The sequence below is a fragment of the Streptosporangium pseudovulgare genome (assembly GCF_014648055.1).
Lineage (GTDB): Bacteria > Actinomycetota > Actinomycetes > Streptosporangiales > Streptosporangiaceae > Streptosporangium > Streptosporangium pseudovulgare.
Genome location: NZ_BMQJ01000013.1, coordinates 222,534 through 235,508 on the forward strand (window position 1 = coordinate 222,534; position 12,975 = coordinate 235,508).

Consider the following 12,975-nt stretch of genomic DNA (forward strand, 5'->3'; position numbering starts at 1 on the left):
CCCCGGTGTCCGGAGAGGCCGCCCCGCGCCGTGGCCGGTCAGTCGGTGCCGGACTCCATCGCGGCCTGGTCGAGCAGCACCTCGTCGGCGGGGGCCTCGCCGCGGGAGGCGATCGCCTCGGCGCCGCCCTCGGACATCGCGCCGATCAGCCCGGTCGAGGCCGCCTGCGCGGCGCCGATCAGCTGCGGGTGACCGCTGCCGACCATGCCGAGCCGGGCGTACTGCTCCAGCTTGGCGCGGGAGTCGGCGATGTCGAGGTTGCGCATGGTCAGCTGGCCGATGCGGTCGACCGGGCCGAAGGCGGAGTCCTCGGTCCGCTCCATCGACAGCTTGTCCGGGTGGTAGCTGAACGCCGGCCCGGAGGTGTCCAGGATGGAGTAATCGTCGCCGCGGCGCAGCCGCAGGGTCACCTCGCCGGTGATCGCCGTGCCGACCCAGCGCTGCAGCGACTCGCGCAGCATCAGCGCCTGCGGGTCCAGCCAGCGGCCCTCGTACAGCAGCCTGCCCAGCCGCCGGCCCTCGTTGTGGTAGCTGGCGAGGGTGTCCTCGTTGTGGATCGCGTTGACCAGTCGCTCGTAGGCGGCGAACAGCAGCGCCATCCCCGGCGCCTCGTAGACGCCCCGGCTCTTGGCCTCGATGACCCGGTTCTCGATCTGGTCGGACATGCCCATGCCGTGCCGGCCGCCGATGGCGTTGGCCTCCAGGACCAGGTCGACGGGGGAGGCGAACTCCTTGCCGTTGATCGTGACCGGGCGGCCCTGCTCGAAGCCGATCGTGACGTCCTCGGTGGGGATCTCAACGGACAGGTCCCAGAACCGGACGCCCATGATCGGCTCGACGATCTCGATGCCCGCGTCGAGGTGCTCCAGCGCCTTGGCCTCGTGGGTCGCGCCCCAGATGTTGGCGTCGGTGGAGTACGCCTTCTCGGTGCTGTCCCGGTAGGGGAGGTCGTGGGCGAGCAGCCACTCCGACATCTCCTTGCGGCCGCCGAGTTCGGTGACGAAGTCGGCGTCCAGCCACGGCTTGTAGATGCGCAGGGCAGGGTTGGCAAGCAGGCCGTAGCGGTAGAACCGCTCGATGTCGTTGCCCTTGAAGGTGGAGCCGTCGCCCCAGATCTGCACGCCGTCCTCGAGCATCGCGCGCACCAGCAGGGTGCCGGTGACGGCCCGCCCGAGCGGGGTGGTGTTGAAGTAGACGCGGCCGCCGGAGCGGATGTGGAACGCCCCGCAGGCCAGGGCCGCGAGCCCTTCCTCCACGAGGGCGGCCCGGCAGTCGACCAGCCGGGCGATCTCCGCGCCGTACGCGGTGGCACGCCCGGGCACCGAGGCGATGTCGGGTTCGTCGTACTGGCCGATCTCAGCGGTATAGGTGCATGGCACCGCACCCTTCTCGCGCATCCACGCGACCGCAACAGAAGTATCGAGGCCGCCGGAGAAGGCGATACCGACCCGTTCACCGACAGGCAGAGAAGTGAGCACCTTGGACACGAGTAGAAGTATATACATAGGACTGCATGACTATGCAAGCCGACGGGCCGGCGCGTACCGGTGCCCCGCGCCGGCCGGGGCAGGAGACGGCGCCGCGGGGCGCCGCAGAGCGCCGCGGGGCGCCTTCCGCTGTGTGTGAGGCTCCCTGCACCCGGCACGCGCCCCATCGAGCCGGCCGGATCACCCGCACGCCACCGCCGTCGTATCTCGTCTTGCCGAACCGGTGAGAACCCGTGGTCCCGCACCCGAACCTCCATCACCACGGGACCGACTCGTGGTGAGCGGCGAACGGTTTCGACGGTGGCCGCGTAGTGAGCCGCCGCATTACACTGACCGCTCATTCTTGATCAGGAAGATGGAGGATGACGTGTCTCGTTTTCGCGCGTTAGCGCTGACTGCCGGCGCGGCGGCCATTCTGCTGCCCGCTCCCGCGCACGCCGCGTCCGTGAAGGGGGTCAACCTCGTCAACGGCGCGTCCGGCCAGTGCCTCACCGTGGCCGGAACCGAGATGAAGAAGGACGGGGCCCCGGTCATTCAATGGCCCTGCAACGGTTCCAAGAGCCAGCGATGGTACGTCGTCAAGGATTCCGAAGGCGGCGTTAATTTCCGGAACGCGGTCTCCGGACAATGCATGGCGATCGCCCGCGGGACCACTCAGGAAGGCAAGCGGGCCATTCAGTGGCCGTGTTACTCGGGTAAGGCGCCCGAGCAGGTCTGGAAAATCAAGGCGTCGCGGATCAGGAATCTGGCCTCCGGCCGATGCCTGGCGATCGGAGAGGGCAGCACGACCAAGGGGGCCATCGCCATTCAGTGGCGCTGCTACCGGGGCAACGCCCCTGAGCAGGTCTGGAAGATCCGCAAGCGCTGACCCACCCGCCGTGCGGCCCCCGGACGGGCGTGCCGTCTCGCCCATCATCGTCCCTGAGCGTACGAGGCGGCCGGGCATCGCGCGGACAGGGCGACGCCGGTGGCCGCCGGCCGGGGGCGGACGGGCCTTGCGGGAGCCGCCGCGCCGCCCCCGGCGGACGGCCGCCCATCACCCGTGTCAACGACCCTCCGGGCCGACACACCCATGGCCCGTATTGAAGCCGGTCGCGGATGCGGGGGCGAGGAAGTCCCGGCGCGGGACGACGCCCCGGCCCGGCCCGGACATCCGCAGGTCAGAGGTGCTGCCGGGGCCTCTGCAGCCGTTCCCAACCCGTCTGCAAGGCGTCGTGCGCAGCATCTGATCAGCACATCGCCTTCCACTGCGACAAGGAGGAACGTTCCATGAACGGAGCACCGCGCACCGAGCTGGGGGACATCACCCCGGCCGGCACCGAACTGGACGAGAGCGCGCTGAGCGGCATCAGCGGCGGCCAGAAGGTCGAGATCACCACGGGCTGGTACGCCGACCCGCCCGGCTACTGCGGCACCGACTGAGGAAACCGGCCGTGGCCGCCGCCCGCCCACCCGGGCGGCGGCCACGGCCGGCGGTCCCCGCCGCCCGCACCGCACCCGGAGGGCCCCGAGCCCGTACGAGCCCCGTCTCCCCGTCACCCCGCCCGCGCGAAGGCCTTCCCGCCGCGCAAGGAGACCCGTGTCAGCCCCGCATGTCCTCGTCCTCACCGGCGCCCACGACCCGCACGCCGACCGCGTCCGCGGCCTGCTGGCCGGACGCGGCGCCCGCACCACCGTCTTCGACAACCGCGACCACCTCACCTCGGCGCACTTCGAACTCGCCTACACCGCCCGCGGCCTGACCCGGCGGCTGCTGCACACCGCCTCCGGAACGCTGGACCTGGACGGCCTGACCGCGCTGTGGTGGCGGCGCCCGTCCCCCCACGCGGCGCATCCCGGCCTCACCGACCCGGCGGTGGCCGCCTACACCGCGGGGGAGAGCGAACACCTGGTCACCGACCTGTGGGAGCACCTGCCGTGCAGGCAGGTGCCCGCCCGCGAGTCGGTGCTCCGCCGCGCGGCCGGCAAGCCGTCCCAGCTCGCCCTGGCGGCCGAGCTGGGGTTCGAGATCCCCGAGACGCTGATCGCGACCCGGGCCGACGCCCTCTGGGACTTCGCCAACCGCCATGACGGCCGCATCGTCACCAAGCCCATGGGCAAGCCGTGGGTGGAGAACCTCGCCGCGGGCCACACGGTCACCCGCCACTGCGAGATCGTCCCGGCCCGCGACCTGGCCTACGCAGGGGCGCTGCGGTTCTGCCCGGTCATCGCCCAGCAGTACGTGCCCAAACGGCTGGAGCTGCGGGTCACCGTCGTCGGCCGGCGGGTGTTCGCGGCCGAGATCCACTCCCAGGAGAGCAACCGCTCGGCGGTGGACTGGCGCCGCTACGACTTCGAGGCGACCCCGTACGGCGTGCACCGCCTCCCCGGCGAGGTCGCCGGGCGGTGCCTGGCGATGACCGAGCGCCTCGGGCTCGCCTTCGGGGCGTTCGACCTGATCCTGACCCCGGACGGCCGGTACGTGTTCCTGGAGGTCAACCCCAACGGCCAGTGGTTGTGGGCCGAGGAGCTGACCGGCCTGCCGATCAGCGAGGCCGTCTGCGACCTGCTGCTGGAAGGAGCCTGACCCGTGTCCCCGATCACGTCCCCCGGCCTGCTCGACGACGCCCTGGAATGGTTGCGCGGGCTGGACGGCCTGGAGCCGGAGGCCGCCGAGGAACGGCTGGCGCGGCTGCGCGACCGCCACCCGCGGACGCGGGCGCGGCTGCTGTGGCAACGCGAGGCCGTCACCGGCGAGTACCACTATGACCTGCTGTTCCCGGAGATCGGGGGGTGCGTCTCGCTGTCGTTCGCACCCGACCGGGCGATCCCGTGGCCGCTGCGGGGCAGCCAGCGCTCCGGCGAGCAGCTCCTGCTGCGCGTCAACGGCGTGGAGACGACGATGGAGCGGGCCGTCTCCGTGCTCGACGTGCTGTGGGAGGACGCCCGCCTGGCCCGGCGGCTGGTGGACGCCGCGCTGGTGGAGGAGGCCCTGGCCGTCCGGCGCGCGGACCCGGCCGCCGACCGGCTCCAGGAGGCCATGGACGCCTTCCGCCGGGCGCGGGGGCTGCTGACCGCCGAGGCGACGCGGCGGTGGATGGCCGAGCGCGGCCTGAGCCACGCCCGCCTGGAGGAGATCGTGGCGGCCGAGGCGGCGGTGGCCGCCCTGCGCCGTGAGGTGGCCGAAGGGCGGGTGGAGGACTTCTTCGCCGCCCACCGCGCGGAGTTCGACCGGCTGCGGGTGCTGCGGCTGCGCTACGCCGACCCCGATCGCGCCGCCGCTGCCGCCGCCCGGCTGCGCGCCGTACGGCCGGCCGGCCCGGTGGCGCTGGCGACCGACGAGGTGCTGGCGGGTGCGGCCACCTGCCGGATGGAGGCCAACGGCCGGGGCGACCTGGTCGCGCTCTTCGGAGCCGCGGCGGCGGACGCGGAGGCCGGCCGGGTGCTGGGGCCCGCGCCGCTGCCGGACGGCGGGCTGTGCGTGGCGTACGTGCTGGCCGTGGAGCCGGCGGTGCTCGACGAGGTGACCCGGGGGCTCGTGGCGGGGCGGATCTTCGACGACTGGCTGGCCGAGCGGCGACGGCACGCCCACGTGGAGTGGTTCTGGGGCAGCCGGGCCCGCACCGACGAGCTCACCGCCGCCCTGCGCGGCTGAACGACGGCGAAGCGGGCCTCCCCCGGATCCGGAAGCGGGCCCCCCCGGGGCCCGGAAGCGGCCTTTCCCCGGGAGCCTCCGGAAACAGGCGTTCCCCCGGAGGACCACCGAAGCGGGTCTTCCCCCGGGGGCCGCGGGGGACAATGACCCCCATGCATCCCGTCACGTACGCCGAACCGGCCGAGCCGCAGCCCGAGATCCCGCTCCTCGGCGGGGACGTCACCGAGGGGGTCGTACGCGTCGGCGACACGGTGCGCCGCCCGGTCGGCCCCAACGCCCCGCTCGTCCATGCGCTGCTGCGCCACCTGGAGGAGGTCGGGTTCGCGGGCGCCCCGCGGTTCCTCGGCGTCGACGCGGCCGGGCGCGAGGTGCTGACCTTCGTCCCCGGCGAGGTCGCCGGACGGCCCCGGCCGGAGTGGGTCGCCGACGAGGATCGACTGGCCTCCGTCGGACGCCTGGTACGCGACTACGACGAGGCCGTCGCGGGCTTCACCGTCCCCGAAGGAGTGCGCCCGGGCGCCGGTGCCTCGGAGAGACCGGGGATGCCGCCCGCGCCGCACTACCCGGCCGAGCTGGTCGGACACATGGACTACACGCCGGACAACATCGTCTTCCGGGACGGCCGGGCGGCCGCGCTGATCGACTTCGACCTGGCCAAACCGGTCGCCCGGGTGGAGGAGCCGCTGAACGCGATGCTGCACTGGGCACCGCTGGGCGACCCCGCCGACGCCGACCCGCCGCTGCGCGGGCTGGACGTGCCGCGCCGCTGCCGGATCCTCGCCGACGCCTACGGGATGTCGGGGACCGACCGCTCCCGCCTCGTCGAGGTGGCCGTGCTGCGCGCGCGGCGGTCGTGGTTCTCGATGAGGCAGCTCGCCGAGGAGCGGGGCGGCGGCTGGGCGAGGATGTGGGACGAAGGCGTCGGCGACCGGATCAAACGCCGCGAAGCCTGGCTGGAACGCAACGGCGCGGCCCTCGAAGCGGTACTGACCGCACCCTGACCCCTCCGGACCTCGGCCGGATGCGAGGAGCCGGAGCGGCGCGGGCGACGGGCCGGGCTCCCGCGGGCCGGGAACAGGCGGGCCGAGGTCAGGCGGGGCGGATGAGGCCGCGCCTGGTGGCGGCGGCCACCGCGGCGGTGCGCGAGTCGACGCCGAGCTTGGCGTAGATGCGCACCAGGTGCGTCTTGACCGTGGTCTCGCTGAGGAACAGCCGCCTGCTGATCTCCCGGTTGGACAGGCCGCCGGCGACCTGGGTGAGCACCTCCAGCTCGCGGGGGCTCAGGGTGGTGTCGGGGGCGCGCATCCGGCCCAGCAGCCGGGAGGCGACGCTGGGGGCCAGGGCGCTGCCGCCGGCGGCGGCCGAGCGGATCGCCGCGTGCAGTTCGTGCTGGGGCGCGTCCTTGAGGAGGTAGCCGGTCGCGCCGGCGTCGACGGCGGCCAGGATGTCGGCGTCGGTGTCGAAGGTGGTCAGCACCAGCACGCGCGGGCCGCCGGTGGCGACGATGCGGCGGGTGGCCTCGCTGCCGTGCATGCCGGGCCCGAGCCGCAGGTCCATCAGCACCACGTCCGGGGACAGACGGCGGGCCATCTCGACGGCCTCCTCCCCGGTGGCGGCCTGGCCGGCCAGCTCGAAGTCGTCCTGTCCGGCCAGCATGGCGCGCAGCCCGGAGCGGACCACCGGGTGGTCGTCCACCAGCAGGATCCGGATCACCGCCGTCATGACGCGCCCCCGGCCGGCAGCGGCAGGGCCGCCACGATCGCGGTTCCCTCGCCGGGGACGGATTCCACGGTCAGGGCGCCGCCCAGTGTGGTGACGCGGTCGCGCATCGCGCGCAGGCCGAAGCCGGTTCCGCGGCCGGTGTCGTCCTCGCGGGGGTGGGCGGGCCGGCCGGGGGCGAAGCCGCGGCCGTCGTCGACGACGTCGAGCACGACCGTGTCGTCGAGGTAGGTGAGGGTGACCGCGGCGTGCCGGGCGGCGGCGTGCCGGCTGACGTTGCCGAGGGCGCCCTGGGCGATGCGCAGCAGCACCTGGTCGTAGTCGGCGGGCAGCGGGAGCGGGGTGCCCGACACCTCGAAGCGCACCTCGGTGCCGGTGCCGGCCACCGCCGCGTCGCTGATACGGCGCAGCGCCGCGGTGAGCGAGGAGTGCTGCAGGGCGGGCGGCGCCAGGGCGCGCACGAAGTTGCGCGCCTCCTCCAGGTTGTCCTGGGCGGCGCGCTCGGCCTCGTCGATGCGCGCCCCGGCCAGCTCCGGGTCGCGGGCCAGGTCGCCGCGGGCGGCGCGCAGCAGCAGGATGATGCTGGACATCCCCTGGGCCAGGGTGTCGTGGATCTCCCGGGCCAGGCGTTCCCGCTCGGCCAGGCGGGCGCCTTCGCGTTCGGCCTCGACCAGCCTGTCCCGGGTGCGCACCAGGTCGTCGATCAGCCTGCGTCGCTGCTCGCTCTCGGCGTGCAGGGCCTTGTAGACCAGGCCCATCAGCGTGGCGACGACCGCGCCGACGACCGGGCCGATCACCTGGGCACCGGTCAGCCCCCCGGTGTGCCAGCCGGTCGCGGCGATGGCGGCGGCGGTCAGCACGGCCACTCCGGGCAGGGCGACCGGCGGCGGCAGCAGATGCAGGTAGGCGAAGAACAGAGGGAAGGCCAGCCAGACGTACTGCGGTGCCGCCAGCGCCAGCCCAGCCCAGCCGAGGGTGATCGCCACGAGCCAGATCCGGCCCAGCAGCAGGTGCGCGCGGCCGCCGAAGCGCGGCAGCCGTCCCTCGATGACGATCCCCGCCGCGTACAGCACGCCCAGCGGCACGCCGGCCGCGGCCAGGGGCCCGTGGCCGTGGCGGAGCAGATTGATCAGCGCGACGGCCAGCAGGGCCGCGAAGGTGCCGTGGACGGTCCACCGCAGCAGCCGCAACGCCGGCGGAAACGGATGGTTCATCATTTCTCGCTCAGAGTAGGCGAAAAATTCTATCCGTCGCGTCGTCCGAAAGGTGTATCCCGGGTCACCGTACGGGCGACCCCGTGCGGGCCGCGGGCACGACGCGCCGCGCGGGCCGGATCCCGGACGCTGGGGGAAGCCCCGGCATCCGGCCTCCGGACGTCGGGAAGAGCCCGGAGCCGGACTCCGGGCGCCGGGAGAGACCCGGACCATCCGACAACCGACCGGGGGGATGCGCCGTGTTCGTGGCGCTCAGAGACCTGCGTTTCGCCAAGGGGCGGTTCGCCCTCATGGGGACCGTCGTCGTGCTCATCACGCTGCTGGTGACCATGCTGTCCGGACTGACCGCCGGCCTGGCCCGCGAGAACGTCTCCGCGATCGAGGACCTGCCGGCCGACCACGTCGTCTTCGCCGCCGGCGGCGATCCCTCCTTCGCCGACAGCCGGATCAGCGAGAGCGCCTGGCGCGCCTGGCGGGACCTCGACGGCGTCCGGGCCGAACGCCTGGGCGTGTCCATGGCCCGTCTGACCCGCGGCGACCGCGGCGCCGCCGCGGCCGTCTTCGCCGTCCAGCCCGGAGGGAGCCTCGCCCCGCGGTCGCTGCGCCCCGGCACCGTGGTGCTGTCGGAGGCCCTGGCAGGCAATGGAGGCCCGGCGGCGGGGGATGTGGGGGACGTGGGGAACGTGGGGAAAACGGTGCGGCTGCTCGGCCGCGACCTCACCGTCGCCGGCACCACCGGTCCGGCCTCCTACAGCCACGCCCCGGTCGCCTGGATCGCCATCGAGGACTGGGCCGCCGCTTTGCGGGGCCAGACCGGCCCCGGCACCGCGGCGACCGTCCTGGCCCTGCGCACCGGCGGCCGGGCCGATCTCGCCGCGGCCGACGCCCGGCTCGGCACCGTCACCGTCCCGCTGGCCGACGCGTCGGCCGCGATCGGCTCCTACACCTCGGAGAACGGCTCGCTGCAGCTGATGCGCGGCCTGCTGTTCGCCATCTCCGCCCTGGTCATCGGCGCCTTCTTCACCGTGTGGACCATCCAGCGGCGCGGCGACGTCGCCGTCCTCAAGGCGCTGGGCGCCGGCACCGGCTACCTGCTGCGCGACGCGCTCGCCCAGGCCGTCATCGTGCTGCTGCTCGGCGCCGGTCTCGGCGGCCTGCTCGGCGCCGCCCTCGGCGCGCTGGCCGAGGGCACCGTGCCCTTCGTGCTGTCCGCCACCACCACGGTCGTCCCCGTGGCCGTGATGGTCGTCCTCGGCGCCGCCGGCGCGGCCCTGGCCATCCGAAAGATCACTTCCGTCGATCCGCTGACCGCTCTGGGAGCCTCCCGATGACCCTCAAGCTCACCGACGTCGTCCTGACCTACCCCGACGGCGACCGCGTCCTCACCGCCCTGGACCACGTCGACCTGGCGGTCGCGCCCGGCGAGTTCACCGCGGTCGTCGGCCCGTCCGGTTCGGGGAAGTCCAGCCTGCTGGCCGTCGCCGCCACGCTCATCCGCCCCGCCTCCGGCACCGTGTCGGTGGCCGGGACGGACGTCACCGACGCCGGCCAGGCCGCCAGGACCCGGATCCGCCGTGATCACATCGGGATCGTCTTCCAGCAGCCCAACCTGCTGCCCTCGCTGACCGCGCTCGACCAGCTCCTGGTCATGGCCCACCTCACGGGCACCAGGCCCGCCGCCGCGGCCCCGCGGGCCCGCGAACTCCTGCACGCCGTCGGCCTGGCCGGCAAGGAGGGCAGGCGGCCCCACCAGCTGTCCGGCGGCGAGCGCCAGCGGGTCAACATCGCCCGCGCCCTGATGAACGCCCCCGGCGTCCTGCTGGTGGACGAGCCCACCAGCGCCCTCGACCACCAGCGCGGCGAGCGGATCGTCACCCTGCTGGCCGAGCTCACCAGGGACAACGGCCTGGCGACCGTGATGGTCACCCACGACGCCTCGGCCCTGCCGCTGGTCGACACCGTCCTGACCATGACCGACGGCAGGCTCACCGGCGGCCGGTGACCGCGCCGGCCTTCGGGGGAGCGGCGGCCTTCGGGGGAGCGGCGGCCTTCGGGGGAGCGGCGGTCACGCCGTACGCGCGAGGCGGAACCCGACGTCGTCGATCCTGAGGGACGGGTGGCTGCGGCGCCGTACCGAGGCCCGGCAGCTCCAGTGCTCGTCGAACCACCCGCCGCCGCGCAGCACCCGGTAGGCGCCGTAGACCTCGGGGTCGTAGACGTCCCAGCACCACTCCCAGACGTTGCCCAGCATGTCGTACAGACCCCAGGCGTTGGGCCGTCTGCCGCCCGCGTCGTGGATCCGCTCATCCGAGTTGCCGCGGTGCCAGGCGATCTCGTCGAGCGGTCCGTAGCGCGCACCGGTCGTGCCGGCCCGGCACGCGTGCTCCCACTCGGCCTCGGTCGGGAGCCGGTACCCGTCGGCGGAGGCGTCCCACTCGACGCCCTCCCCGCCGGGACGGAGGCGGTACGGGGGAGTGAGTCCCGCGCGCCGGGACAGGGTGTTGCAGAACCGGACCGCGTCCTGCCACGAGACGCCCTCGACGGGCAGCCGGCCGCCCCGCGCGGTGCCCGGACGTTCGCCGGTGACCTCCTCGTACAGCGCCCGGGTGACCGGGACGGCCGCGAGCCGGTACGGCGCGAGCTCGACCGGCCAGCTGCGCCGCGTCCGCCGGTCCGACAGCGTCACCCGCCCGGCGGGGACGGTGACCATCGTGGTCGGCGTTCCTGCTTCCATGATCGGATTATTTCATCGGGCGTTCCGCCTCCTTGCCGGTCCGCCCGCGGCGTCGGGCCGGATCGGCGAAGGAGGCGAGGAGGACAGGGCGCCCGTCCCGCCACCGGTCTACGCCGGCGCCTTGACGGCCTCGCCCGCCGCGGCCCGCTCCCGCGTGACGCGGCGGCGCCGGGCCGGCAGCCCGAGCATCGGGTTGGCGACGCCCCAGGCGGCGACGGCTCCGGTGCATCCGGCTCCGAGGGCGAGGATGCGGTGCCGCATTTCCCTGCTCCTGTCGTGTACGGCTTCGCCCCCTGAACCGGGCGGCCCGCCGTTTCCTGACAGGAAGTCGGGGTGAAGCACCTCACATCGCGCTCAGAAGATGGTGAACAGGGGCTCCCCGTGGTCGGCGGCCGCCCAGCGCGCGGTCGCGCGTTCGAGCTTGTCGGGGTTGATCTGGTTGCGGACCGCGACGATGCCCTCGGCGGTGATCTCCAGGCACGTGACGCCGACGACCCGGCCGTCCACGACGGCCACGATGGCGGGCTCGCCGTTGGCGGTCCAGATGTGGACCCCGGGCGAGCCGCCGGCCAGGGCGCGCTTGGCCCCACTGGGTTTGAACAGACCCCGCAGGAACTTCGCGACCGCGACGGCGCCCTCGAACGCCCTGGCGCGGGCCGGGATCTTGCCACCGCCGTCGCCGATCGCGACGGCGTCCCCGGCGAGCAGACGCACGAGCGGCTCGGTCCGGCCGCCGGCGGCGGCCGTCAGGAACTCCTCGACGATCCGCCGGGCGGCGGCCTCGTCGATCTCGGTGCGGGCTCTGCCGTCCGCGACGTGCTTTTTGGCGCGGTGGAAGGTCTGCTGGCTGGCGGCCTCGGTGATGCCGAGGATCTCGGCGATCTCCCGGTGCGGGTAGTCGAAGGCCTCCCGCAGCACGTACACCGCGCGCTCGCCGGGGGAGAGGCGCTCCATCAGGGTGAGGACCGCGTAGGAGACCGATTCGCGCTGCTCCGCTGTCTCGGCCGGGCCGAGCATCGGGTCCCCGGCGAGCAGCGGCTCGGGAAGCCACTGGCCCACGTACGTCTCGCGGCGTGCCCGCGCGGAGGTGAGCTGGTTGAGGCACAGGTTGGTGAGGACCTTCGTCAGCCAGGCCTCCGGCACCTCGACGCGCTCGACGTCGACGGCCTGCCAGCGCAGGAACGTCTCCTGCACGGCGTCCTCGGCCTCTCCGGCGGAGCCGAGGAGGCGGTAGGCGATGGCCTCCAGGCGCGGCCTGGACGCCTCGAACCGGTCGAGGTCACTCACGGTCAGGGGCATGACCCGATCCTAGATCGCCCCTGCGGGCCGTCTCCAGGTGGCGTTCGGCCTCCAGGTGGCGTCGGCCTCCGGCGACGTTCGGCGCCCGGCCGGGGAGGCCCGCGGGAGAGGCGGGAGGGCTACTGAGACGCGGCCGCCCCAAGAGGCGGGGAACGTCGTACCCTGCTGTCCTCAACCGTCGCCGCCGGTGGGATGCCGCCTGGCCCGCACAGGTGGAATTCGCTGGAAGGAGTAGGAAATGACCGACATCAGAGCCGATTTCCTGTCCACTGCCCGCTCAGCCGCGGATCTGCTGCGCGATCCGGCGGTCGCCGCCGCCTGGAGCCGGCCGAGCGCGCTGCCGGAGTTCAGCGTGGCCGGTCTGGCGGGACACATGGCCTACCAGATCCTGGCCATCCCACGGCTTCTGACCGGCCCGGTGCCGCAAGAGGAGACCATCGCCCTGATGGAGCACTACTCCCGGGTGGGCTGGATCGGCGCGAGCCTCGACGACGACATCAACGTCCGCGTCCGGCGAGGCGGTCAGAAGGTCTCAGCGGAAGGACACGCGGCACTGGTGGCGCGCGTGGACTCGGCCCTCGCGGAACTGGACGGCACCCTCGCCTCGACGGCGAACCGGCCGGTGCGCATCTCGCTGTGGGGACCGTGGTCACTGGCGCTCGACGACATGCTGATCACCCGGATGATGGAGCTCGCCGTCCACTCCGACGACCTGGCGGTCAGCGTGGGCGTGGCGACACCCACGTTCCCGCCGGGCGCCGTCGACACGGTGATCGGCCTGCTGGCCCGCCTGGCCGTGCGCCGCCACGGCCCGACCGACGTCCTGCGGGCACTCAGCCGCGCCGAACGCGCCCCGGCCACCATCACCGCCTTCTGAAAGGCCGGGGT

At 73.8% G+C, this 12,975-nt stretch carries 14 protein-coding genes; 8 read left to right on the plus strand and 6 right to left on the minus strand.

Translation table 11 applies throughout. The annotated features are described in order from the left end of the window. Positions 1–38 precede the first annotated feature (38 nt). On the minus strand, positions 39–1,487 hold the full coding sequence (argG, locus tag IEZ10_RS25115) for an argininosuccinate synthase (protein ID WP_189248964.1): 1,449 nt from the start codon (positions 1,485–1,487) through the stop codon (positions 39–41). A 355-nt stretch (positions 1,488–1,842) separates the two neighbouring features. Between argG and IEZ10_RS25120 the strand changes: the two genes are divergently transcribed. The 5 genes from IEZ10_RS25120 to IEZ10_RS25140 all read left to right on the plus strand — a co-directional run bounded on the left by IEZ10_RS25120 (position 1,843) and on the right by IEZ10_RS25140 (position 6,122). Continuing rightward, positions 1,843–2,355: an RICIN domain-containing protein gene (locus IEZ10_RS25120; RefSeq protein ID WP_189248965.1), complete on the plus strand. Its 513-nt coding sequence runs from the start codon at positions 1,843–1,845 to the stop codon at positions 2,353–2,355. A 401-nt stretch (positions 2,356–2,756) separates the two neighbouring features. After that, positions 2,757–2,909 (plus strand): hypothetical protein, encoded by a 153-nt coding sequence (locus tag IEZ10_RS25125; RefSeq protein WP_189248966.1) that lies wholly within the window; start codon positions 2,757–2,759, stop codon positions 2,907–2,909. Between the two features lie 157 nt (positions 2,910–3,066). Then, positions 3,067–4,053, plus strand: coding sequence for an MvdC/MvdD family ATP grasp protein (locus IEZ10_RS25130; protein WP_189248967.1), 987 nt, complete (start codon positions 3,067–3,069; stop codon positions 4,051–4,053). A gap of 3 nt (positions 4,054–4,056) precedes the next feature. Next, positions 4,057–5,121, plus strand: coding sequence for a TIGR04500 family putative peptide maturation system protein (locus IEZ10_RS25135; protein ID WP_189248968.1), 1,065 nt, complete (start codon positions 4,057–4,059; stop codon positions 5,119–5,121). 152 nt (positions 5,122–5,273) lie between these two features. Next, on the plus strand, positions 5,274–6,122 hold the full coding sequence (locus tag IEZ10_RS25140) for an aminoglycoside phosphotransferase/kinase family protein (protein WP_189248969.1): 849 nt from the start codon (positions 5,274–5,276) through the stop codon (positions 6,120–6,122). Between the two features lie 88 nt (positions 6,123–6,210). Here IEZ10_RS25140 and IEZ10_RS25145 read toward each other — a convergent pair whose 3' ends face one another. Beyond that, positions 6,211–6,843 carry a response regulator transcription factor gene (locus IEZ10_RS25145; protein WP_308426300.1) on the minus strand — a complete coding sequence of 211 codons (633 nt, stop codon included), beginning with the start codon at positions 6,841–6,843 and terminating at the stop codon, positions 6,211–6,213. Further along, complete coding sequence (locus tag IEZ10_RS25150) at positions 6,840–8,054, minus strand: sensor histidine kinase (RefSeq protein ID WP_229811624.1); 1,215 nt, start codon at positions 8,052–8,054, stop codon at positions 6,840–6,842. The genes IEZ10_RS25145 and IEZ10_RS25150 overlap by 4 nt, the downstream gene beginning before the upstream one ends. A 239-nt stretch (positions 8,055–8,293) precedes the next feature. Here IEZ10_RS25150 and IEZ10_RS25155 point away from each other — a divergent pair, with 239 nt between their 5' ends. Next, complete coding sequence (locus IEZ10_RS25155) at positions 8,294–9,385, plus strand: FtsX-like permease family protein (RefSeq protein WP_189248971.1); 1,092 nt, start codon at positions 8,294–8,296, stop codon at positions 9,383–9,385. Next, positions 9,382–10,056, plus strand: coding sequence for an ABC transporter ATP-binding protein (locus IEZ10_RS25160; protein ID WP_189248972.1), 675 nt, complete (start codon positions 9,382–9,384; stop codon positions 10,054–10,056). The genes IEZ10_RS25155 and IEZ10_RS25160 overlap by 4 nt, the downstream gene beginning before the upstream one ends. A gap of 63 nt (positions 10,057–10,119) precedes the next feature. On the opposite strand, the gene IEZ10_RS25165 is transcribed toward IEZ10_RS25160, so the two are convergent. The 3 genes from IEZ10_RS25165 to sigJ form a co-directional block, all read right to left on the minus strand. Then, positions 10,120–10,764 carry a formylglycine-generating enzyme family protein gene (locus IEZ10_RS25165; protein ID WP_229811634.1) on the minus strand — a complete coding sequence of 215 codons (645 nt, stop codon included), beginning with the start codon at positions 10,762–10,764 and terminating at the stop codon, positions 10,120–10,122. A gap of 132 nt (positions 10,765–10,896) precedes the next feature. Beyond that, entirely contained in the window at positions 10,897–11,049 is a 153-nt protein-coding gene (locus IEZ10_RS25170) for a hypothetical protein (protein WP_189249052.1), read from the minus strand. Between the two features lie 93 nt (positions 11,050–11,142). After that, the gene (gene sigJ, locus IEZ10_RS25175) at positions 11,143–12,087 is read right to left on the minus strand and encodes an RNA polymerase sigma factor SigJ (RefSeq protein WP_189248974.1); all 945 of its coding nucleotides are present in this window, start codon (positions 12,085–12,087) and stop codon (positions 11,143–11,145) included. 238 nt (positions 12,088–12,325) lie between these two features. Here sigJ and IEZ10_RS25180 point away from each other — a divergent pair, with 238 nt between their 5' ends. Continuing rightward, positions 12,326–12,964, plus strand: a complete 639-nt coding sequence (locus IEZ10_RS25180; protein ID WP_189248975.1) for a maleylpyruvate isomerase N-terminal domain-containing protein — start codon at positions 12,326–12,328, stop codon at positions 12,962–12,964. Positions 12,965–12,975 lie beyond the last annotated feature (11 nt).